The 20,975-nt window shown below is 58.7% G+C and carries 18 protein-coding genes and 6 tRNA genes; 21 read left to right on the top strand and 3 right to left on the bottom strand.

Annotated features, from left to right (window positions below; translation table 11 throughout):
- Positions 1–2: 2 nt before the first annotated feature.
- The 3 genes from thiH (at position 3) to AB5Y92_RS12995 (ending at position 3,740) form a co-directional block, all read left to right on the top strand.
- A complete protein-coding gene (thiH, locus tag AB5Y92_RS12985) occupies positions 3–1,151 on the top strand; it encodes a 2-iminoacetate synthase ThiH (protein ID WP_368226919.1) in 1,149 nt (382 codons plus the stop codon).
- A 555-nt stretch (positions 1,152–1,706) separates the two neighbouring features.
- Entirely contained in the window at positions 1,707–2,999 is a 1,293-nt protein-coding gene (locus AB5Y92_RS12990) for an AAA family ATPase (RefSeq protein ID WP_368226920.1), read from the top strand.
- Between the two features lie 3 nt (positions 3,000–3,002).
- Positions 3,003–3,740, top strand: coding sequence for an HNH endonuclease (locus AB5Y92_RS12995; protein ID WP_368226921.1), 738 nt, complete (start codon positions 3,003–3,005; stop codon positions 3,738–3,740).
- Between the two features lie 205 nt (positions 3,741–3,945).
- Here AB5Y92_RS12995 and AB5Y92_RS13000 read toward each other — a convergent pair whose 3' ends face one another.
- Positions 3,946–4,374 carry a GNAT family N-acetyltransferase gene (locus AB5Y92_RS13000; RefSeq protein WP_058056327.1) on the bottom strand — a complete coding sequence of 143 codons (429 nt, stop codon included), beginning with the start codon at positions 4,372–4,374 and terminating at the stop codon, positions 3,946–3,948.
- A 218-nt stretch (positions 4,375–4,592) separates the two neighbouring features.
- On the opposite strand from AB5Y92_RS13000, the gene ybaK reads away from it, so the two are divergent.
- Positions 4,593–5,057: a Cys-tRNA(Pro) deacylase gene (gene ybaK, locus AB5Y92_RS13005; RefSeq protein WP_005336092.1), complete on the top strand. Its 465-nt coding sequence runs from the start codon at positions 4,593–4,595 to the stop codon at positions 5,055–5,057.
- Positions 5,058–5,239: 182 nt separating this feature from the next.
- The gene (locus tag AB5Y92_RS13010; protein WP_368226922.1) at positions 5,240–6,124 is read left to right on the top strand and encodes a transporter substrate-binding domain-containing protein; all 885 of its coding nucleotides are present in this window, start codon (positions 5,240–5,242) and stop codon (positions 6,122–6,124) included.
- Here AB5Y92_RS13010 and AB5Y92_RS13015 read toward each other — a convergent pair.
- Complete coding sequence (locus AB5Y92_RS13015; RefSeq protein ID WP_368226923.1) at positions 6,118–7,002, bottom strand: LysR substrate-binding domain-containing protein; 885 nt, start codon at positions 7,000–7,002, stop codon at positions 6,118–6,120. The genes AB5Y92_RS13010 and AB5Y92_RS13015 overlap by 7 nt on opposite strands.
- Before the next feature lie 134 nt (positions 7,003–7,136).
- On the opposite strand from AB5Y92_RS13015, the gene AB5Y92_RS13020 reads away from it, so the two are divergent.
- The 4 genes from AB5Y92_RS13020 to AB5Y92_RS13035 all read left to right on the top strand — a co-directional run bounded on the left by AB5Y92_RS13020 (position 7,137) and on the right by AB5Y92_RS13035 (position 10,336).
- A complete protein-coding gene (locus tag AB5Y92_RS13020) occupies positions 7,137–7,538 on the top strand; it encodes a CidA/LrgA family protein (RefSeq protein WP_088868378.1) in 402 nt (133 codons plus the stop codon).
- Complete coding sequence (locus AB5Y92_RS13025) at positions 7,531–8,220, top strand: LrgB family protein (protein ID WP_005357793.1); 690 nt, start codon at positions 7,531–7,533, stop codon at positions 8,218–8,220. The genes AB5Y92_RS13020 and AB5Y92_RS13025 overlap by 8 nt, the downstream gene beginning before the upstream one ends.
- Positions 8,221–8,294: 74 nt before the next feature.
- Positions 8,295–9,194, top strand: a complete 900-nt coding sequence (locus AB5Y92_RS13030) for a hypothetical protein (protein WP_368226924.1) — start codon at positions 8,295–8,297, stop codon at positions 9,192–9,194.
- Between the two features lie 278 nt (positions 9,195–9,472).
- Positions 9,473–10,336 carry a patatin family protein gene (locus tag AB5Y92_RS13035; protein WP_368226925.1) on the top strand — a complete coding sequence of 288 codons (864 nt, stop codon included), beginning with the start codon at positions 9,473–9,475 and terminating at the stop codon, positions 10,334–10,336.
- 90 nt (positions 10,337–10,426) lie between these two features.
- On the opposite strand, the gene mutS is transcribed toward AB5Y92_RS13035, so the two are convergent.
- The gene (gene mutS / locus AB5Y92_RS13040; RefSeq protein ID WP_368226929.1) at positions 10,427–12,946 is read right to left on the bottom strand and encodes a DNA mismatch repair protein MutS; all 2,520 of its coding nucleotides are present in this window, start codon (positions 12,944–12,946) and stop codon (positions 10,427–10,429) included.
- A gap of 322 nt (positions 12,947–13,268) precedes the next feature.
- Between mutS and pncC the strand changes: the two genes are divergently transcribed.
- The 12 genes from pncC (at position 13,269) to AB5Y92_RS13100 (ending at position 20,802) form a co-directional block, all read left to right on the top strand.
- Complete coding sequence (gene pncC, locus AB5Y92_RS13045; protein ID WP_139430204.1) at positions 13,269–13,760, top strand: nicotinamide-nucleotide amidase; 492 nt, start codon at positions 13,269–13,271, stop codon at positions 13,758–13,760.
- Positions 13,761–13,840: 80 nt separating this feature from the next.
- Positions 13,841–14,905 carry a recombinase RecA gene (gene recA / locus AB5Y92_RS13050; RefSeq protein ID WP_040068994.1) on the top strand — a complete coding sequence of 355 codons (1,065 nt, stop codon included), beginning with the start codon at positions 13,841–13,843 and terminating at the stop codon, positions 14,903–14,905.
- 44 nt (positions 14,906–14,949) lie between these two features.
- Positions 14,950–15,459 carry a regulatory protein RecX gene (locus tag AB5Y92_RS13055; RefSeq protein ID WP_139742581.1) on the top strand — a complete coding sequence of 170 codons (510 nt, stop codon included), beginning with the start codon at positions 14,950–14,952 and terminating at the stop codon, positions 15,457–15,459.
- 295 nt (positions 15,460–15,754) lie between these two features.
- The gene (gene alaS, locus AB5Y92_RS13060; RefSeq protein ID WP_368226926.1) at positions 15,755–18,379 is read left to right on the top strand and encodes an alanine--tRNA ligase; all 2,625 of its coding nucleotides are present in this window, start codon (positions 15,755–15,757) and stop codon (positions 18,377–18,379) included.
- Between the two features lie 16 nt (positions 18,380–18,395).
- Positions 18,396–19,634, top strand: a complete 1,239-nt coding sequence (locus AB5Y92_RS13065) for an aspartate kinase (protein WP_005336054.1) — start codon at positions 18,396–18,398, stop codon at positions 19,632–19,634.
- Between the two features lie 103 nt (positions 19,635–19,737).
- Complete coding sequence (csrA, locus tag AB5Y92_RS13070; protein ID WP_005336053.1) at positions 19,738–19,926, top strand: carbon storage regulator CsrA; 189 nt, start codon at positions 19,738–19,740, stop codon at positions 19,924–19,926.
- 214 nt (positions 19,927–20,140) lie between these two features.
- Positions 20,141–20,233, top strand: a tRNA-Ser gene (locus tag AB5Y92_RS13075).
- 3 nt (positions 20,234–20,236) lie between these two features.
- Positions 20,237–20,313: transfer RNA gene (locus AB5Y92_RS13080), tRNA-Arg, on the top strand.
- Positions 20,314–20,413: 100 nt separating this feature from the next.
- Positions 20,414–20,490 (top strand) — tRNA-Arg (locus tag AB5Y92_RS13085).
- Positions 20,491–20,515: 25 nt separating this feature from the next.
- Positions 20,516–20,592 (top strand) — tRNA-Arg (locus tag AB5Y92_RS13090).
- A gap of 28 nt (positions 20,593–20,620) precedes the next feature.
- Positions 20,621–20,697: transfer RNA gene (locus AB5Y92_RS13095), tRNA-Arg, on the top strand.
- A gap of 28 nt (positions 20,698–20,725) precedes the next feature.
- Positions 20,726–20,802, top strand: a tRNA-Arg gene (locus AB5Y92_RS13100).
- Positions 20,803–20,975: the final 173 nt, after the last annotated feature.

Genomic DNA, 20,975 nt, shown 5'->3' on the forward strand with positions numbered 1-20,975 from the left:
GGGTGAGGGCGCCGGGGGTGAGGGCTAAGGAGCCTTCCTTTCTCGACCGCTGGTACGAACTTGAGTGGGACGATATTGGCATGCAGATCCGCGCCAAGACTGCCGCCGATGTAGAGCGGGCGCTGGGTTCACCGCGCCGCACGCTGAGCGATTTTATGGCGCTGATCTCTCCAGCTGCCGAGGCGTTTTTGCCGCAGATGGCAGCCGAGGCCGAGCGGCTCACCCGCCAGCGCTTTGGCAACACCATCGGCTTCTATGTGCCGCTCTATCTGTCGAACCTCTGCGCCAACGACTGCACCTACTGCGGCTTCTCCATGAGCAACCGCCTCAAGCGCAAAACCCTGAATGTAGAGGAGATAGAGCGCGAGTGTCTGGCCATCAAGGCGCGCGGTTTTGACAGCGTGCTGCTGGTGACCGGCGAGCACGAGCACAAGGTGGGGCTCGCCTATTTTCGCGAGGTGATGCCCATCATCCGCCGCCACTTCAGCACGGTGGGGATGGAGGTGCAGCCCCTCTCGCAGGCCGAATATGCCGAGCTGAAAAGCCTCGGCCTCGATTCGGTCATGGTCTATCAGGAGACCTACCACGCCCCCACCTACGCCCGCCACCACCTGCGTGGCAACAAGCGGGACATCGCGTGGCGCCTCGCCACACCGGATCGGCTCGGTCGCGCCGGTATCGACAAGATTGGGCTGGGGGCGCTGATCGGCCTCTCCTCGGACTGGCGCGCCGACAGCTACTTTGTCGCCGAGCATCTGAGCTGGCTTGAGCGCCACCACTGGCAGAGCCGCTACTCGCTCTCCTTCCCGCGCCTGCGCCCCTGCACCGGTGGGCTGGAGCCTGCCGTGGTCATGTCGGATCGTCAGCTGGCCCAGCTTATCTGCGCCTGGCGCCTCTTCTCGCCCACGCTGGACTTGTCGCTCTCCACCCGCGAATCGGCCACCTTTCGCAACGGCGCGGTGCGCCTTGGCATCACCCAGATGTCGGCCGAGTCGCGCACCCAGCCGGGTGGCTATGCCGAAGGGGATGCCGAGGAGCTGGAGCAGTTCGCCATACACGACGACCGCCCGGTGGGGGAAGTGGCCGCCGCCGTGCGGCAGGCGGGGTTGCAGCCGGTGTTTAAAGATTGGGAACCCTTCTTGGGCCGATAGGGGCGGCCACGCCCCCCTTTGCCGGTGGCATCCGGTGTCCAGCCAGACTCCCTGCCTGTGGCGAGCAGGCACGGCTGAGCCGTGCAATCGTAGGGTCGATTAGCCGTTAGGCGTAATCGTCCGCTTTGTTATGTGGGGATGGATGGCTCGGCTACGCCGAGCAGGACGCGAGGCCGTTGGCCTCGAAGGGGTTTCTGACCGGGTGAGTTACTTTGAAAATTCAAGAAAGGAACCAAAGGTGTTCTACCCGTCAATCCGACTGCTGCGGGGGCCTTTTGGTCTGTGGATAAGATCGGTCGGAACGCAGCAGGCGACATATCGCCAGCTCACATGGGTCTGATTCGTCATCCCTGATGACGCTTCTGAACTTGCCCTTCCCTTTGGCTCATTGGAGGGCCGCCAAGACCGTGCCCGCTCTATCTTTCCGTGTGGGCTCTTCATACCCCCAGCCTTATTGTGCGACTATCCAAACGATGGGTATCCCAATATCTGGCAACTGAAACACAATGTTAAATAAGATATGATGATTCAAAGTTAGCATGAAGAGGTGTCCGTATGAGACTAGCAACTTTGTCGTTAAAGAATTTTCGGTGTTATAAGGAAAAGTCATTCCAATTTCATCCAAGCATTAATTTAATTGTGGGCCAGAATGCAGCAGGTAAAACGACGGTTTTAGATGCGGTTTCGATAGCTATCGCATCTTGGATGCTAGGTTTTAAAAAGAGGAATGACAAGCAAGCGATAGAGCCAACGGATGCTGCATTATCTTATGTAGAAAAAGAAGGCGAGTCTCAGTTTGTAGAGGCATGGCCAGTCATCGTCTCTGCCACTGGAGAAGTGAAAGGAAAGCTTATTAGCTGGGAGCGTTCCAAGAACTCCCCTGGTGGTAATACTCGTTATGGAAATGCGGGTGATTTAACTGCATTAGCCAAGCAATGTGATAGCAGTTTAGAAAGTGACGTTTCTCTACCATTGATTAGTTACTATGGGACAATGCGCCTATGGCAAGACCCTAAAGCATCTAAAGCCAAACCATCATTGACGGGTTCTACAAATAAACCATCACGATTGGATGGTTATAAGCATTGCGTTGACCCTCGAATTGCTTTGAAAGAGCTTGTCGCATGGTTCGCTCTCCAAGAGTGGCAGGCTTATCAGCTTGGTAAAGAGTCAACTATGCTGACAGTGGTGCGGAAAGCAGTGGTTGGGTGTGTCGAAAATGCCACGCATCTACGCTATGATCCCAAAAGAGAAGAGTTAATACTTACATTAGAAAATTCTCAACCATTACCATTTAGTTTGCTAAGTGATGGTCAGCGATGTATTTTGGCACTTATTGCTGATATTGCTCAAAAGGCTGCAATTCTCAATCCTCACTTGGGAGAGAGAGTGCTTGATGAAACCGAGGGTGTTGTATTAATTGATGAACTTGATTTGCATCTTCATCCTAGATGGCAACGACATGTCATTGAGGATTTGCGAACGACATTTCCAAAAATCCAGTTTATTTGTACGACACATTCACCATTCTTGATTCAGTCATTACGTTCGAGCGAAGAGCTTATAATACTGGATGGTTTGGTTCCTGCTCAGGTGGCGAACAAAACACTTGAGGATATTGCTGACGCCATTATGAATATAAATAAACCTGAGGTTAGCCATAGATATGAAAAGATGAAAGGAGTGGCTACAGAGTATCTGAAAACACTAAGTGAAGCTAGTGTTGCACCTGAGGATAAGTTGCAACAATATAAAGAAAGATTGGCCAAATCCTTGGCTCCCTATGCTGACAATCCGGCTTATCAAGCATTTTTAGAGATGCAACGCGTAGCGAAATTGGGGGAGTAAATCATGAGGCCTGTGAGAAAAGGTGGGTCACCAATTGCAGGAGACTTTAATAAATATGAGGATGCTAAAGTTGATTTAATGAGTCGTCTTGGGCGCTATTGTAGCTATTGTGAAAGAAAAATAGATACACAATTGGCTGTTGAACATATAGAACCTAAAGATGGTAAATTTGGTCGGCCCGATTTAGAAAACCGCTGGTCGAATTTCCTATTGGCATGTGTAAATTGTAACTCGTGTAAGAGCAGTAAAAAAATTAATTTTAGCAGGTTGCTTTTTCCTGACCGGGATAATACATTTTATGCATATGTATATAATGTTGATGGGAACATTTCTGTATCGGATAATCTTTTGCCACGGCAGCAGGTTATGGCTAGAAATACGCTTCGCTTAGTTGGTTTGGATAAATCAAAGCAGATATATAAAGATTCTAATGGTGAAGAGGTAGCGTTAGACCGTTGTGCTCAAAGAATGGAAGTATTTGGTATTGCGCAGGAAGCTCTTTCTCTCTTTTTGACAAATCCAAACAATAATGAATTAAAAAAATTTGTTGCAATGAATGCTGTTGCAAATGGCTTCTTTAGTATATGGATGACAGTGTTTAATAATCATCCAGATATGAAGGTTATGTTGATTCAGGCTTTTAAGGGAACAGAAGCTAGTGGTTGCTTTAACATCCAGAATGGAGCTGTTTATACTCCAGCACCTAATCCAGATAGATTGGCTGGAGGAGGATCAGTTTAAGTTTTAATAGTTGTGCGCATATATCTTTGTCTATGCAGGCGGTGTTGCCAATATCCATCACGATCTCCAGTCGAAATAGACTCAATTGTTCAAAGCCAAAGTCATGCAGCAGAGCGATCGACCGCCGCGCGGACAAACTCGTCGGCATCGGCCGGTTCGAACGGGCGGATCACGATATTGGCGTTGGCAAGGCGCTGGAATCTCATCACTTATCCTGCTTTTTCAGAAAGTAACTGATATGCCCCGGCGGCATATCGGGCAGTTGGCCAAAGACCTCGTAACCCTGCTTTTGGTAGAAGGGAAGGGCCTGAAAACTGGTGGTTTCCAGATGGTAGTTGCTGATGCCCTTGCTTTGGGCGTACTGCTCCATGGCGCCGAGCAGGCGGCCGCCCCAGCCATCGCGGCGGATGCTTTCGTCGATCCAGAGCCAGTCGACGTGCAGCCAGCCCCACTTGATGTCGGCGATGATGCCGCCGTGTACCTTGCCCTCTTTATCCTTGATAAAGCTGGCGATCCGCTCGCGCCGAAGTTCGTACAGTTGAGGGCCTGCCTGGCTTACGTTGTAGCCCGTCAGGCCAATGCGCAGCGCTTCAACATCATCGTCCTGAGGCGGTTGGGGTGGGGTGAGTTGCATATGGGCTCCTGCTGTATGGGTTGTGGCGGCGGCAAAGGGTTAAAGCAATACCCGTTTGGGCTCTGTTTGGTCAAGTGTTCTGGACGTTCGCCGCCAGCGTGCATGGTATGGCGGCCAGTCAATGGCCCTTGCAACTTCCATCCCCCCTTGCATCACCCCACAGTGAGGCGCAGACTGTTTGGCCTTGTTTTTATGCGATTCGATTCAAGGCATCCACCATGACTCCTGCCATCAACCTGCTGAAGAAGCTCAAAATTCCCCACAAGCTCTACCCCTACGAGTGCGAAGCCCACGACGATTTCGGCAAGCATGCCGCGACCCAGCTCGGGCTGCCGGAGGCGCAGGTGTTCAAGACTCTGGTTGCCCATCACGACAAGCAGGCGGTGGTGGCTATCGTGCCCTCATCCGGCATGTGCAGTCTGAAGCAGCTGGCCAAGGCGACTGGCCTCAAGAAGGTGGAGATGATGAAACCGGCGGAAGCGGAGAAGCTGACCGGTTACAAGGTGGGTGGCATCAGCCCGCTGGCCCAGAAGAAACTGCTGCCCACCGTGCTCGACGAGTCGGCACTGCAGTTTGACGAGATCCTGGTGAGCGGCGGCAAGCGTGGTCTCTCGGTCGGGGTGGCGCCGCAGGATATGCTGACGCTGATGAAGTGGATCGCCGCACCTATCGGCGAAGAGTAGTGCCGGGCACGGTGTGAACCTGCTCTCCGGGCCTGTGGTGGCCCGGAGGCGATGTGACTCGTGAGGATATCTGCCCGCGTCCCCCTGTTTGTCGTGTTGCTTATCCTCGCACAGGCCGCGCCAAGGTGGGGGCCCACGCTCAGGGCTACACTGAAAGAACCCCTTCAGCCAAGGCGCGGTTTATGTCACCCCTGCATCTGCTGGCTGCCGCTCTGCTCTGCATGTTGTCGCTGACCGGACAGGCGGCCACCCGGTTTACCTATATCAGCCCGGAGAGCGAGCGGGATCCGCGTACCACCTATGATCGGGAGCTGCTGCGGCTCGCCCTCGACAAGACCCGCGACCAGTTTGGCGACTATCTGCTGGAGCCTGCGCCGCCCATGACCAAGGCGCGCGAGCGGGTCAGTATGCAGCTAGACAGTTATCCCAACCTCTTTGTAATGGACAGCTACAGCAGCACCCGCGAAGATCTGGGGCTCGCCTATGTCCGTTTTCCCATCCATCTGGGGATCGTCAGCTACCGCATCTGTTTTGTCAGCCCGCAGCAAAAGGCGGCGGTGAGCAAAGTGACCGACCTCAAGGGGCTGCGCCAGTTCACCTTCGGTCAGGGCAAGGGGTGGCTGGATGTGGATATCCTGCGCTACGCCGGGATGGAGGTGGTGGAGGTGGAGGGGTACGAAAAGCTGTTCAAAATGGTGGCGCGGGGCCGCTTCGATCTCTTCTGCCGCGGGGTGAGCGAGCTGCGCAGCGAGCAGCTGACCCACAAGGAGATGACGGATCTGTTGGTGGACGATGCGCTGTTGATCTACTACCCGCTGCCTCGGGTCTTCTACACCAATCCCAACAATCGCGAGGCGCTGCAGCGGGTCGAACGGGGGTTGCAGCTGGCGTGGCAGGATGGCTCGCTACAGGCGCTGTGGCGCAAGAGCTTTGGCCCGGCCATCGCCTTTGCCAAGTTCTCCCAGCGCCGAATGTTGCGACTGGATAATCCCTTCCTCGACGGGATCAGCTTCGATTACCGCCCCTACTTCTACAATCCGCAGACCGATCGCTTCGGCGATTACTGAGGTGCCTGCCGCTGGCGGCAGATGGCCAACCAAGCCTCGGCGGTGCGCGACAGATAGCGCTCGCTCGGCCAGATCACCCCGAGTCGCCAGCTCAATTCGGGCTCCAGCGGCCGCAGCACCAGACCATCCGGGGTCAGCCGGTGGCAGACCGGCTCCGGCAAGAAGGCGACCCCCATGCCGCTGCGCACCATGGCGGTGAGAAAATCCCACTGGCTGCTGCGCGCCGCCACCTGCGGCACAAAGCCCGCCTCCTGACATGCCTGCTCCAACCGCTCGCTCAGGGTAAACGCCTGGGTATAGAGCAGGAAGGGCTCCTCCTGCAGGGACTCCAGCCGCAGCGGCGTCTCGCCATGCCAGCGGGGTTGATCAGGCAGCACTACCCGGATCGGGTATTGATCCAGCTCCAGCGCGCTGAGGGCGCCCCCCTCTTTGGTCGGCAGCATGGTGATGGCGAGATCCAGCTCCCCCTCCAGCACCGCCTGCTCGATGCGACGGCCGCCGTACTCCACCAGGGTCAGCTCCACCTTGGGATAGCGGGTGCGGTAGGCGCGGATCAGATCCGCATAGACGTGACCCACCATGGGGGGAATGCCGAGGGTGAGGCGACCATGTTGCAGGCTCTGCAGATCCGCCAGTTCGGCCTCCAGCTGCTGCATCTCAGCCAAGATGGTCTGGGCACGGTTGAACAGCACCTGGCCGCTGTCGGTCAGGGTGAAGCGGCGCCCTTCCCGGTTGAGCAGGGGTTGGCCCAGCTCCTCCTCGATATTGCGGATCATCTTGCTGATGGTGGGCTGAGTGACGAACAGCTTTTCAGAGGCGCGGGTGAAGCTTTTTTCCCGTACCAGTTCGACAAAATAGCGCAGGGCGCGAATATCCATGGACTCTCTCGACTCGTGTTGGCGGTTACGGGATTAAGTATGCCTATGTGGCATGAATTCGATAATTTTAATTCATTTCTGGCAGGTTTTGCTCAACTCTATACTGTGAGCCGGTTCACAGAAAGACGATGATCATGAAAGCCCTCTGCTTGCGCTGGTTACAGACTCCCTTCCAGATTGTGTTGCTGGCAGCCATCTGGCTGCTGGCCGATACCGCGGTGCGTACCCTCCATCTGCCGCTGCCCGCCAACCTTACCGGCATGCTGTTGCTGCTGGCCTGCATCCTGCTCGGGGTGGTCAAGGCGCAGTGGTTTGAGGCGGGTGCCCGCTGGCTGCTGGCGGAGATGCTGCTCTTCTTCGTCCCCGCCGTGGTGGCGGTGGTCAACTATCAGGATCTGCTGTTGCAGGAGGGGTGGCGCATCATGGTGGTGCTGCTGGTGAGCACCACCCTGGTACTCGGCACCACGGCGCTGGTGGTGGATCGGGTTTACCGCCTCGAACTGAAACTGGCTCGCCGGAGTCGTCGTCATGTCTGATACCCTGCTCGGGCTGATCTGCTTCGCCCTCACCCTGATCTTCTACTACGCCAGCAAATGGCTCTACGGCAAGAAGCGCATCCTGCCGCTGATGCCGCTGCTGCTGGCGCCGACCCTGCTGGTAGCCGTGGTGCTGCTGTTCCACATCCCCTATCAGGATTACATGGCGGAATCCCACTGGCTGCTCTGGCTGCTGGGTCCCGCCACCGTTGCCTTCGCGGTGCCGGTCTACGAGAACCGCCAGCTCATTCGTCGCCACTGGTTGTCGCTGTCGGTCGGGGTGGTCGCATCGGTCATCATGGCGGTGGGGAGTACCGTGCTGCTGGCCCGCTGGCTGGATCTCTCCGACATGTTGCAGCGCAGTCTGGCGATGCGTTCCATCACCACGCCGTTTGCGGTGGAGGCGACCCGCGCCATCGGCGGTCAGAGCGACCTCACGGCGCTGTTTGTGGTGCTGACCGGCGTCATCGGTATGGCGGTGGGGGAGAGCGTGCTCACCGTGCTGGCCATTCGCAGTCGCCTCGGCAAGGGGGCGGGGTTTGGTGCCTCGGCCCACGGCGCCGGCACTGCCAGGGCTTATCAGATGGGTAATGAGGAGGGAGTGGTCTCCAGCATGGTGATGATGATCGCCGGTATGGTGACCGTGCTGCTGGCACCCCTGCTGGGCCGGATGTTCTGGTAGGCCGGGCTTCCCTTTAGAAGGCGGCTCGTCCCGGCGCTACACTCTAGTGAGCGTGTATTCCCGGGATGAGCAGTATGACCTTTCATCGCCTCGCTTCCTGCTTGCTGTTGTGCAGTCTTTCCCTCCTTGCCACTCCCCTACGGGCGAGCGACGTCATCACTCATATCAGCCCCGAGAGCGATCGGGACTTGCGTACCCTCTATTTTCGCGATCTGTTGCAGCTGGCGCTGGAGAAGACCCGCGACAGCTTCGGTGACTACGAGCTGCGAACCGCGCCGCCGATGAACCGTATCCGGATGCGACAGATTGTGCAGACTCAGCAATACCCCAATCTGTTTGTGGCCGACAGTCTGCGCCCGGCCGCAGAGAGCGGTGCGCTGGATTACGTTCGTTTTCCGGTGGAGCTGGGCATCCTCGGTTATCGCATCTGCTTTGTCAGCCCGCAGCAGGCCGACGCGGTGGCAAGGGTCAATACCCTGACCGAGCTGCAGCAATTTCTGCACGGGCAGGGACGTGGCTGGCAGGATGCGGAGATCCTGCGTCATGGGGGATTCAAGGTGCAGGAGATCGACGGTTACGAGCGGCTGTTCAAGCTGGTAGCTCGCGGTCGCATCGACCTCTTCTGCCGCGGTGCCAACGAGCTCTTTATCGAGCAGGAGCAGCACAGTGATCTGCCCGGCCTCACCGTGGATCGGCGAGTGGCGCTGCACTATCCCTTTCTCCACCTCTTCTACACCCACAAGGATAATCAGGCCGCCATCCGCCGCCTCTCGGTCGGGCTCAAGCTGGCGTGGCGGGATGGCTCGCTGCAACAGCTCTGGCTGCGCCACTTCAAACCCTCCCTCGATCAGGCGCAGCTCCCCAAGCGCCTGTTGTTCGAGTTGGCCAATCCGCGCCTTGATAAGGTGGGCTTTGACTATCGGGCCTACCACTACAACCCCGTCGACGGGACGTTTGGGCCCGGGCTGCCTTGATCCTGATGGTGCTGTTACCGGATAAAGGGCCGTCTCTGCCGATGTGCTAAATCATGCCAAAAGGGCATGTTTTTTATTATTTAAATTCATTTTTTGAAGGTTGGTGCGCTGCATATACTGGGGGTCGCTTCACGGTTCAGGTTTGCCCTTTCACTGCTTCTGGCTTGCGCGAGTGAGCCTGAATCGTCCTGCTGCGGCGTCTTGATGTTCTGCATGAAGGCGTCTATCACTGGGCCGGGATCGATCCCGGCAGGTATTACAGCTGACGGAGCCTTGTTATGTTTAATCCCCACTCTTGCGCCCTGATTGTCGAAGGGGGCGCGATGCGCGGCATCTTTGCCAGCGGCGTGCTCGATGCGTTTGTCGAAAGTCACCACTACCCGTTCGATTTCGTCATGGGCGTTTCGGCCGGTGCCACCAATCTGGTCTCTTATCTGAGCGAGCAGCCGCGCCGCAGCCACCACATCATCACCGAGCTGGCTTGCAGCTCCCGGTTTCTCGATCCCCTGCGTTTCGTCAAAGGGGGCGATCTGGTGGACATCTGCTGGCTGTGGCAAGCCAGTCGCCATCGCTTCCCGCTCGATCTCGACACTTTCTGCACCCGCGACATTCCCTTCTACGCGGTGGCGACCGATGTGGCGAGCGGCAAGGCCATCTATCTGCCGGTGCGGCCCGACAACATGGATGAGGTGCTGACCGCCACCTGCGCCCTGCCGGTGGTGCAGCACGATACCCCCTGCGTCGATGGTCGCCCCATGGCCGATGGTGGTATCAGCGACTCCATTCCGGTGATAGAGGCCTATCGGCGCGGGGCGCGGCGGATGACGGTGGTGCTGTCGGAGCCCTGGGGATATCGCAAGAAGCCGGCCCGTTTCTGCTGGATGGTCAAAGCCTTGCTGAAAACCCAGCCTGCGCTGGCGCAAGCCATGCTGGAGCGGGATCGTGCCTACAACCGGGCGCTCGATTTCATCGCCAACCCCCCTGCCGATTGCGACATCGAGGTGATCGCGCCACCGGCCGATTTCATGGTTTCCCGTTTTACCCAGGATCCGGTCAAGCTGGAGTCCGGCTATCTGCAGGGTTACTGGCAGGGGCGCCAGAGCCTGCTGCGGGCCCGTGGAGAGGCGCGGGCGGTGGCCTGACTGGTTTGCCGGGTGCTGAATATGATGCGTTGAACATAAAAAGGGGAACCACGCGGTTCCCCTTTTGCATGCTTGCGCGGCGGCAGCTGCTTACAACATCTGCTTGAGGCGATAGAGCAGATCCAGCGCCTGCCGCGGGGTGAGCTCGTCGGGACGCACCGCTTCCAGCTCTTCCACCACCGGATGAGGCTGCGGGGCGAAGCCCACCGGAGCCGAGCGGCTTTCACCTGCGGCCACCGGAGTGGCGCTCTCCAGCTCGTACAGTTTGTGACGGGCCTGCTGGATCACCGATTTGGGCACCCCCGCCAACGCCGCCACTTGCAGACCGTAGGAGCGGCTGGCCGCGCCTTCCTGCACCGCGTGCATAAAGGCGATGGTGTCGCCGTGCTCCACCGCATCGAGGTGGACGTTGGCCAGCCCGTTCATCAGCTCGGGCAAGCGGGTCAGCTCGAAGTAGTGGGTAGCGAACAGGGTGTAGGCGCCAATCTTGCTCGCTAGCTGTTCGGCACAGGCCCACGCCAGCGAGAGGCCGTCGTAGGTGCTGGTGCCGCGGCCAATTTCGTCCATCAGCACCAGACTGCGGGCGGTGGCGTTGTTGAGGATATTGGCGGTCTCGGTCATCTCCACCATAAAGGTGGAGCGGCCGGAGGCGAGATCGTCTGACGCCCCGATGCGGGTGAAGATACGGTCGATGGGGCCGATGCGGGCGCTGTCGGCGGGGACGAAGGCGCCGATATGAGCCAGCAGCACGATCAGCGCGGTCTGGCGCATATAGGTGGATTTACCGCCCATGTTGGGGCCGGTGATGATCAGCATCCGCCGTTCCCGCTCCAGCCGGATGGGGTTGGCGATAAAGGGGTCGGTCATCACCTGCTCCACCACCGGATGGCGGCCCGCCTCGATGATGATCTGATCTTCGTCGATGAGGGTTGGGCAGCGGTAGTCGAGGGTCTCGGCCCGCTCGGCCAGGTTGGCCAGCACGTCCAGCTCCGCCAGTGCGGCGGCGGAATCCTGCAGATCGCCGAGGTGGGGCAGCAGGGCATCGAGCAGCTCTTCGTAGAGCCGTTTCTCCAGCGCCAGCGCCTGGGACTGGGCGGTGAGTACCTTGTCCTCGTATTTCTTCAGCTCATCGATGATGTAGCGTTCGTTGTTCTTGAGGGTCTGGCGGCGGATGTAGTGGGCCGGCACCAGATGGCTGTTGGCGCGGCTCACCTCTATATAGAAGCCGTGCACCTTGTTGTAACCCACCTTGAGGGTGTTGATGCCGGTCAGCAGTTTTTCCCGCTCTTCGATGCGGGCGAGGCTGGCGGTGGCACCGTTGGCCAGATCCCGCAGCTCGTCCAGCTCCTGATTGAAGCCGTCACGGATAACGCCACCATCGCGGATCAGCACCGGCGGCACCTCCATCACCGCGCGTTCCAGCAGGTCGAGCAGCTCGGGGAAGGTGCTGGCACGCTCGGCCAACTGTTGCACCGCTTCGTGTTCGTTGTCCGCCAGCAGGCGCTGTAGCTCGGGCAGCTGGGCGAAAGCCTGACGCAGCCGGGTGAGGTCGCGCGGGCGGGCCGAGCGCAGGGCGAGACGGGCCAGCACCCGCTCCACATCCCCTACCTGACGCAGCAGGCTGCCCAGTTCATCGTAGAGGTTCTGCTCAATGAGCTCCTTGATGGTGCTCTGGCGACCTTTCAGGATCACCCGATCGCGGATCGGCTGGTGGATCCAGCGCTTGAGCAGGCGGCTGCCCATGGGAGTGGCGGTGCGATCCAGCACCTCGGCCAAGGTATTTTCGTAGCCACCGGCCAGATTCTGGGTCAGCTCCAGATTGCGGCGGGTGGCGGCATCCATGATGACGGCGTGATCCGGCTGCTCGAGGCGCACGTTGCGGATGTGGGGCAGGGCGGTGCGCTGGGTATCTTTGACGTACTGCATCAGGCAGCCAGCGGCGCACAGGGCGGTCTCGCTCTTGTCGACGCCAAAGCCCACCAGATCCTGGGTGCCGAACTGCTGGCAGAGTAGCTTGCGAGCTGTGCCCAGCTCAAACTCCCACTCCGGACGGCGGCGCAGGCCGCGGCGACCCTCGATATGGTGCAGAAACTCGAAGGATTCCGGGTAGAGCAGTTCGGCCGGATTGGTGCGCTGCAGCTCTGCCAGCAGGGTCTCTTCTTTCTCGAACTGGTTGATGAAGAAGCGGCCGGAGCCGATGTCCATGGTGCCATAGCCGAAGCGGCGGCCATCGTGGTAGACGGCTGCGATCAGGTTGTCTTGGCGCTCGCTGAGCAGCGCCTCGTCGGAGACGGTACCCGGGGTGATGATGCGAATAACCTTGCGCGCCACCGGCCCCTTGCTGGTGGCGGGATCCCCCACCTGTTCGCAGATGGCGGCCGACTCGCCGAGCTGCACCAGCTTGGCCAGATACCCTTCGATAGCGTGATAGGGCACCCCCGCCATCGGGATGGGGCTGCCGGCCGACTGGCCACGCTTGGTGAGCGAGATATCGAGCAGTTGGGAGGCCTTGCGGGCATCGTCATAGAACAGCTCGTAGAAGTCGCCCATCCGGTAGAACAGCAGGATCTCCGGGTTCTCGGCCTTGAGGCCAAGGTACTGCTGCATCATGGGCGTGTGGGCGCTCAGATTGGCGCCGGAAGCGGAGCTTGTGGCGCCGCTGGCTTGGTGTTGTGCGGTCATGTTCTGTTCCAGAAGGGGCCTCTGCGGGCCAGTGTCTGCGGTGATGAGCCTTGGGCTTGATGGCGCCATTCTACACATAAGCGCCGCGCCGGGGGAGCGGGTGTTCCGGGCGCAGTTGTTCTGCACTATTGAAGTCATGGCTCCGGTGCAGCACCTCACATTGCGGCAGGCAAGGGCGGTCTGCCGTGGTTGCGGGCGGCGCTAGCGGGATCGCATAATGTGCCTCTTGAGCGGATCAGAAGGAGTCGTGATGAAACTGGATGCAGAGATAGAGCACCTTGCCATCGAGCTGGGACGGGCCCTTGGTCAGCGGGGCTGGCTGGCGGCGACCGCCGAATCCTGTACCGGCGGCGGGGTGGCCAGCGCCATCACCGACATCGCGGGCAGCTCAGGCTGGTTTGATCGCGGATTTGTTACTTACACCAACGAAGCCAAGCAGCAGATGTTGGGGGTGAGCAGCGAGAGCCTGGATCAGCACGGTGCAGTGAGTGAAGCGGTGGTGCTGGAGATGGCCCGCGGCGCGCTGGCGCACTCGTCTGCCTCCATCAGCGTTGCTATCAGTGGCATCGCCGGTCCCGGCGGCGCCACCGAAGGCAAGCCGGTCGGCACCGTCTGGTTCGCCTGGGCCGACCGCAATGGCCGTCACCACTCCCTGCTGGCCCGCTTCGATGGGGATCGCCGACAGGTACGCCAGCAGGCGGTGAGACAGGCCTTGTCGGGTCTGTTGGCCCTGCTCAGATAAATTGGGCTTGATACTGTATGAATAGACAGTATACTTAGCCCAACTTCACTTCTTACTCACGATTTCCAGCGGAGATTGGCATGGATCAGAACAAACAGAAGGCACTGGCGGCTGCGCTGGGTCAGATTGAAAAGCAGTTCGGCAAAGGTTCCATCATGCGTCTGGGCGACAGCAAGACCATGGATATCGAAGCCATCTCTACCGGTTCCCTCTCGCTGGACGTGGCGTTGGGCATTGGCGGTCTGCCGTGTGGCCGTATCGTCGAAATCTACGGCCCGGAATCTTCCGGTAAAACCACCCTCACCCTACAGGTGATCGCCGAAGCCCAGAAGAAGGGCAAGACCTGTGCCTTCGTCGATGCGGAACACGCTCTCGACCCTATCTATGCTGCCAAGTTGGGCGTCAACGTCGACGACCTGCTGATCTCCCAGCCGGATACCGGTGAGCAGGCGTTGGAGATCTGCGACATGCTGGTGCGCTCCAACGCGGTTGACGTCATCATCGTCGACTCCGTGGCGGCCCTGACGCCGAAAGCGGAAATCGAAGGGGAGATGGGTGACTCCCACGTTGGTCTGCAGGCTCGTCTGATGTCCCAGGCGCTGCGCAAGCTGACCGCCAACATCAAGAACGCCAACTGCCTGTGCATCTTCATCAACCAGATCCGGATGAAGATCGGCGTCATGTTCGGTAGCCCGGAGACCACTACCGGTGGTAACGCGCTCAAGTTCTACGCCTCCGTGCGTCTGGATATCCGTCGTATCGGCGCCATCAAGGAAGGCGACGAAGTGGTCGGTAACGAGACCCGCGTCAAAGTGGTCAAGAACAAGGTTGCCCCGCCCTTCAAGCAGGCTGAATTCCAGATCTTCTACGGTGCCGGTATCTCCAAAGAGGGCGAGCTGGTGGATCTCGGCGTCAAGCACAAGCTGATCGACAAGGCCGGCGCCTGGTACAGCTACAACGGCGAGAAGATCGGTCAGGGCAAGGCCAACGTGATGAAGCTGTTCGCCGAGAACAAGGTGATGGCTGGCGAAGTGGAAGCCCGCCTGCGCGAGCTGCTGCTCTCCGGTGCCGTGCCAGTCGATGACAAGGCTGCACCGGTTGAGGCAGAAGAGTTCGATGCCGAAAGCGAACAAGAGTTCGAATAAGGAACAAAGGAAGGCCGGGTAGATACCCGGCCTTGTTATTTATGATGGTTGATGAATCCGTTACCGAACCGGTCGAACCTGCCGAGCCGACCTTTGCAGAGCAGCTTACCGCCGCCCGCGCCTTTGCCATGCGCAGTCTGGCCCGTCGCGAGAGTGCCGAGTCAGAGCTGGCCAACCGGCTGCGCCAGCAGGGCTTCAATGAAGAGGTGATCGAGGCGGTGGTCGACTACTGCCGCGGTTACAACTGGGTCAATGACGAACGTTACGGCGGTATGGCTGTACGGGCCGGTGCCGCCAAGGGCCATGGCCCCATTAAGATCCGTTTCGATCTGCGCCGCAAGGGGCTCGACGATATGCAGATTGATGCCGCATTCGATCAGCCGGAGCTGGACTGGTTCGAACTGGCGTTTGCCCTGCTCGAACGGCGCGCCCGGGTGGCCGATCTGGCCGATTTCAAGCTGCGGATGAAGTGGCTCAAATATCTGCTGGGGCGCGGCTTTACCCAGGATCAGGCCCGTTACGCCATCTCGGCCCTGCAGGAGCGGGAAGAGTAACGCCACTGCGTGGCAAACTTCGTTTCACCTCTCCTTATGGCAGGTTTTTCCTGCCCGTTCAGTAGCTTGCGCGCACAATCCCGAAAAAGCGGCCTTTTGTTCATCTCATCCCTCTTTATGCGCTGCTTTTTTGCCTCTCGACAGTGAAAAAAGCCACTGTGGGCAGTGGTGCTCTTTTCTGGCCCGTTTATGTGCGCTTTTTCACCCGTGGCGGCCCTGTCCGTTTTACTTTACCCCGCAGAAAACTTACATTAATGCGGTTAAAAGTCCGTATTCGAATCAAGCAGGATTTTCCATGTATATGTCCACGTCAGAGATTCGCGCTGCGTTTCTCGAGTATTTCCGTTCCCAGGGGCACCAGGTTGTCTCCTCCAGCTCGCTGGTACCGCATAACGACCCGACCCTGTTGTTTACCAACGCGGGTATGAACCAGTTCAAGGACGTGTTCCTTGGCGCAGACAAGCGTGCCTACAATCGCGCGACGACTTCCCAGCGTTGCGTGCGTGCCGGTGGTAAGCACAACGATCTGGAAAACGTCGGCTATACCGCTCGTCACCACACCTTCTTTGAAATGCTGGGCAACTTCAGCTTCGGTGACTACTTCAAGCAGGATGCCATCAAGTTTGCATGGGGCTTCCTGACCGAGGTGCTGCAGCTGCCGAAAGATCGCCTGCTGGTGACCGTCTACGCGACTGACGATGAAGCTTTCGATATCTGGGAAAAAGAGGTCGGTGTGCCGGCCGATCGCATCGTGCGCATCGGTGACAACAAGGGCGCGCCGTATGCCTCCGACAACTTCTGGGCGATGGGCGATACCGGCCCGTGCGGTCCCTGCACCGAGATCTTCTATGACCACGGCGATCACATCTGGGGTGGCCGTCCCGGCTCGCCGGAAGAGGATGGCGACCGTTTCATCGAGATCTGGAACGTGGTGTTCATGCAGTTCAACCGTCATGCTGACGGCACCATGGAGCCGCTGCCGCGTCCGTCCGTGGATACTGGCATGGGTCTGGAGCGTATCTCCGCCATCATGCAGGGTGTCCACTCCAACTACGAAATCGACATCTTCCAGGCGCTGATCAAGAAAGCGGCCGAGATTGTCGGCACCACCGATCTGAGCAACCAGTCCCTGCGCGTCATCGCTGACCACATCCGCTCCTGCGCCTTCCTGGTGGCAGATGGCGTGATGCCGTCCAACGAAGGTCGTGGCTATGTGTTGCGTCGCATCATCCGCCGCGCCGTGCGTCACGGTCGCAAGCTGGGCGCTACCGATGTCTTCTTCTACAAACTGGCTGCCGAGCTGGCCGTGCAGATGAAAGACGTCGCTGCCGAGCTGATCGCCCAGCTGCCGCTGGTCGAGCGCGTGCTGCGCATCGAAGAGGAGCAGTTCGTCCGCACGCTGGATCGCGGTCTGCTGCTGCTGGAAGACGCTCTGGCCAACCTGGGTGATGCCAAGGTTATTCCGGGTGAGGTGGTGTTCAAGCTCTATGACACTTACGGCTTCCCGGCCGACCTGACTGCCGACGTGGTGCGCGAGCGCGAGATCGGCATCGACGAAGAGGGCTTCAAGGCCGAGATGGAGAAGCAGCGTGCTCGTGCCAAAGAGGCCTCCAGCTTCGGCGTGAACTACAACGAGATGCTCAAGCTCGACTTCGAGACCCCCTTCACCGGTTACAAGACTCTGACCGAGCGTACCCGCGTGGTCGGTATCTACAAGGGTGTGGAAGAGGTGAGCGGTCTTATCGCCGGTGACGAAGCGGTCATCGTGCTGGAAGAGACCCCCTTCTACGCCGAGTCCGGCGGCCAGATCGGCGACAGCGGTACCCTGAAAGTGGACGACGGCATCTTTGCCGTGACCGACACCCTGAAAGCGGGCAAGGCGATCATCCACAAGGGCTACATGGAGCTGGGCACTCTGGAGAAGGGCGCCGAAGTGGAAGCCGTGGTTGATGGCGATCGTCGTCAGGCCATCGCCCTGAACCACTCCGTGACTCACCTGCTGCACGCTGCCCTGCGTCAGGCACTGGGCGAACATGTCACCCAGAAAGGTTCTCTGGTTGGGGCCGAGCGCATGCGCTTTGACTTCTCCCACTTCGAGGGGCTGACCATGGCGACCATTCGCCGGGTCGAGGAGCTGGTCAACAACCAGATCCGCGCCAACCACGAAATCACCACCCAGCTGATGGATCTGGAAGCGGCCAAGTCCGCCGGTGCCATGGCGCTGTTTGGTGAGAAATATGAAGACGACGTGCGTGTTGTGCGCATGGGCGACTACTCCACCGAGCTGTGCGGCGGTACTCACGCCAAGCGCACCGGTGATATCGGCTTCTTCAAGATCATCGCCGAGAGCGGTATCGCTGCTGGCGTGCGCCGTATCGAAGCGGTGACCGGCAAAGCGGCCATCGACTTCATGCATCAGGTTGGCGAGCAGATCGAAGAGGCTGCCGCCCTGGTGAAAGGCGACCAGTTCTGCATCGCCGACAAGGTTCGCCAGATGCTGGACAAGGCCAAGATGATGGAGCGCGAGCTGGAGCAGCTCAAGGCCAAGCTGGCCGCTCAGGCCGGTAACGACCTGCTGGGTCAGGTGATCGAGATCAATGGTCAGAAGGTGCTGGTTGCAGCGCTGGAAGGGGCCGATCCGAAATCCCTGCGCGGCATGCTGGACGAGCTGAAGAACCAGATGAAGTCCGGTGTCGTGCTGCTGGCCACCTGTGCCGATGGCAAGGTCAACCTGATCGCGGGTGTCACCAACGACCTGACCGGCAAGGTCAAGGCCGGTGAGCTGGTCAATCTGGTTGCCCAGCAGGTGGGTGGCAAGGGCGGTGGCCGTCCGGACATGGCACAGGCGGGTGGTACCCAGCCTGAGGCGGTGCCGGCAGCGCTGCAATCCGTTCACTCCTGGCTGGAAGAGCGCCTGTAATCGGGCGAGGTGATCTGTGGCACTCTATGTACAGAAGTACGGCGGCACCTCGGTCGGCACACTGGAGCGGATCGAGGCGGTAGCTGAGCGGGTCGAGCAGACCCGCGCCCAAGGACACGACGTGGTGGTGGTTGTCTCCGCCATGTCGGGCGAAACCAACCGGCTGCTGGGCATGGCCCAGCAGCTGGATCCTGATGCCAACCGGCGGGAGATGGATGTACTGGTCTCCACCGGTGAGCAGGTCACCATAGCGCTGCTGGCGATCGCGTTGAACAAACGCGGTTGTCCTGCGGTCTCAATGACCGGTGATCAGGTACGGATTCACACCGATTCCGCCTATGGCAAGGCGCGCATCACCCACATCGACACCGAGCTGGTTCATGCCGAACTGGCTGCGGGCAAGGTGGTGGTGATCGCCGGTTTCCAGGGCCGTGACGAGCATAACGCCATCACGACCCTGGGCCGCGGCGGTTCGGATACCACGGCGGTTGCCGTGGCGGCGGCCATCAAGGCCGATGAGTGCCAGATCTTTACCGATGTGGATGGGGTATACACCACGGATCCGCGCATCGAGCCCAAGGCGCGTCGTCTCGACACCATCACCTTCGAGGAGATGCTGGAGATGGCAAGTCTCGGCGCCAAGGTGCTGCAGATCCGCTCGGTGGAGTTTGCGGGCAAGTACCGCGTCCCGCTGCGGGTGCTGTCGAGCTTTATCGATGGAGAGGGAACCTTAATCACATATGGAGGTGATAGGATGGAAGCTCCCCTGGTATCCGGGATCGCTTTTAACCGCAACGAGGCCAGCCTGACCATTCTGGGCGTGCCGGACAGACCAACCGTTGCCGCGCAGATCCTGAATCCGATCAGCGACGCCAACATTGATGTCGACATGATTGTGCAGAACACCCTGGGAGATGGCACCGCCGACTTCACCTTCACGGTGAATCGTGATGACTATCGCCGCGCCCGGGCACTGCTGGAGGAGACAGCTACTGAACTTGGCGCCTCCTGCGTGCAGGGCAATGGCGAAATTGCCAAGGTTTCCATTGTCGGTGTCGGCATGTGGAACCATCCCGGTGTTGCGCGCACCATGTTCAAGGTATTGGGCGAGGAGGGGATCAACATGCAGTTGATCTCGACCTCTGAAATCAAAATCTCTGTGGTGATTGACGAGAAGTATCTGGAGCTGGCGGTGCGAGCCCTGCACGCGGCTTTCGGGTTGGATCAGGCACCGCAAGAGCAGCCCTTGGGCTAACAATCTCTGATTGATTTAGTTTCAACCATTTACCATATCGGTATCTTTGTTAGATAATGTCGCATATCGATATAAAAACAAAACAGGATACAGGAGCAAGCGAATGCTTATTTTGACTCGTCGTGTTGGGGAAACCCTGATGATTGGTGATGAAGTGACTGTCACCGTACTGGGCGTTAAAGGCAACCAGGTCCGTATCGGTGTTAACGCACCGAAAGAGGTCTCCGTACACCGCGAAGAGATCTACCAGCGCATCCAGGCCGAGAAAGTTCCGGGCCAACCGGGCTTCTAAGCCACTTTCATGGCTGTGACAAGGCGACACCTCATGTGTCGCCTTTTGTTTTTTCTCGGCCCCTGAAATCGCCCTGCAGGGCGCGAAACTGCGGGATAAGTGCCGATATTGTTTGAATATTCCACGCTTTGACCAAATGCTGAGCGAACGCACTTTTTTCTCCAAAAAAGTGTTTGACTAAAAATCCCTGTGAAGTATTATCAGCCCCGCAAACGGAGAGGTGGCCGAGAGGCTGAAGGCGCTCCCCTGCTAAGGGAGTATGCGGCTTATACCCGCATCGGGGGTTCGAATCCCCCCTTCTCCGCCATTTGCGCCCGTAGCTCAGCTGGATAGAGTACCTGGCTACGAACCAGGTGGTCAGAGGTTCGAATCCTCTCGGGCGCACCATATTACGACTCAAGCAAGAGTCATGTGTTGACCATCAGCAAGTCGACACTTTGGAAAAGGCTTACTGATAAGTAAGCTTTTTTTATCGTTTTAAAACAGGGCGCCCGTAGCTCAGCTGGATAGAGTACCTGGCTACGAACCAGGTGGTCAGAGGTTCGAATCCTCTCGGGCGCACCATTTAAAACGACACAACGATTTATGAGCGCCCGTAGCTCAGCTGGATAGAGTACCTGGCTACGAACCAGGTGGTCAGAGGTTCGAATCCTCTCGGGCGCACCATTTTTCAAGCAGTACACAAAGTTTGTGAGCGCCCGTAGCTCAGCTGGATAGAGTACCTGGCTACGAACCAGGTGGTCAGAGGTTCGAATCCTCTCGGGCGCACCATATTTCAAGCAGTGCCAAAAGTTTATGAGCGCCCGTAGCTCAGCTGGATAGAGTACCTGGCTACGAACCAGGTGGTCAGAGGTTCGAATCCTCTCGGGCGCACCATACAGAGAGCCCCGACTTCGGTCGGGGCTGTTTTTTTATGGGCGATATTTAGCTTTTGGTGCGGATCCCCGTGCGCTGTTGCGGGTGGATGGCCATCCAGTCTGTTCTTGTCCTTATTTCTTCCCCTTTCTGTGATTGCGCACAGTTCTTCTGATCGTTGCACCGCATCACCA

Source organism: Aeromonas sp. R1-1, from assembly GCF_040908495.1.
GTDB lineage: Bacteria > Pseudomonadota > Gammaproteobacteria > Enterobacterales > Aeromonadaceae > Aeromonas > Aeromonas veronii.

What these genes read in the sequence shown, in the direction of transcription:
- AB5Y92_RS12990 (WP_368226920.1), top strand. Translation starts at nt 1,707, where the DNA reads ATGAGACTAGCAACTTTGTCGTTAAAGAATTTTCGGTGTTATAAGGAA.
- AB5Y92_RS12995 (WP_368226921.1), top strand. Translation starts at nt 3,003, where the DNA reads ATGAGGCCTGTGAGAAAAGGTGGGTCACCAATTGCAGGAGACTTTAAT.
- AB5Y92_RS13000 (WP_058056327.1), bottom strand. Translation starts at nt 4,374, where the DNA reads ATGCAACTCACCCCACCCCAACCGCCTCAGGACGATGATGTTGAAGCG.
- ybaK (WP_005336092.1), top strand. Translation starts at nt 4,593, where the DNA reads ATGACTCCTGCCATCAACCTGCTGAAGAAGCTCAAAATTCCCCACAAG.
- AB5Y92_RS13010 (WP_368226922.1), top strand. Translation starts at nt 5,240, where the DNA reads ATGTCACCCCTGCATCTGCTGGCTGCCGCTCTGCTCTGCATGTTGTCG.
- AB5Y92_RS13015 (WP_368226923.1), bottom strand. Translation starts at nt 7,002, where the DNA reads ATGGATATTCGCGCCCTGCGCTATTTTGTCGAACTGGTACGGGAAAAA.
- AB5Y92_RS13020 (WP_088868378.1), top strand. Translation starts at nt 7,137, where the DNA reads ATGAAAGCCCTCTGCTTGCGCTGGTTACAGACTCCCTTCCAGATTGTG.
- AB5Y92_RS13025 (WP_005357793.1), top strand. Translation starts at nt 7,531, where the DNA reads ATGTCTGATACCCTGCTCGGGCTGATCTGCTTCGCCCTCACCCTGATC.
- AB5Y92_RS13030 (WP_368226924.1), top strand. Translation starts at nt 8,295, where the DNA reads ATGACCTTTCATCGCCTCGCTTCCTGCTTGCTGTTGTGCAGTCTTTCC.
- AB5Y92_RS13035 (WP_368226925.1), top strand. Translation starts at nt 9,473, where the DNA reads ATGTTTAATCCCCACTCTTGCGCCCTGATTGTCGAAGGGGGCGCGATG.
- mutS (WP_368226929.1), bottom strand. Translation starts at nt 12,946, where the DNA reads ATGATGCAGCAGTACCTTGGCCTCAAGGCCGAGAACCCGGAGATCCTG.
- pncC (WP_139430204.1), top strand. Translation starts at nt 13,269, where the DNA reads ATGAAACTGGATGCAGAGATAGAGCACCTTGCCATCGAGCTGGGACGG.
- recA (WP_040068994.1), top strand. Translation starts at nt 13,841, where the DNA reads ATGGATCAGAACAAACAGAAGGCACTGGCGGCTGCGCTGGGTCAGATT.
- AB5Y92_RS13055 (WP_139742581.1), top strand. Translation starts at nt 14,950, where the DNA reads ATGGTTGATGAATCCGTTACCGAACCGGTCGAACCTGCCGAGCCGACC.
- alaS (WP_368226926.1), top strand. Translation starts at nt 15,755, where the DNA reads ATGTATATGTCCACGTCAGAGATTCGCGCTGCGTTTCTCGAGTATTTC.
- csrA (WP_005336053.1), top strand. Translation starts at nt 19,738, where the DNA reads ATGCTTATTTTGACTCGTCGTGTTGGGGAAACCCTGATGATTGGTGAT.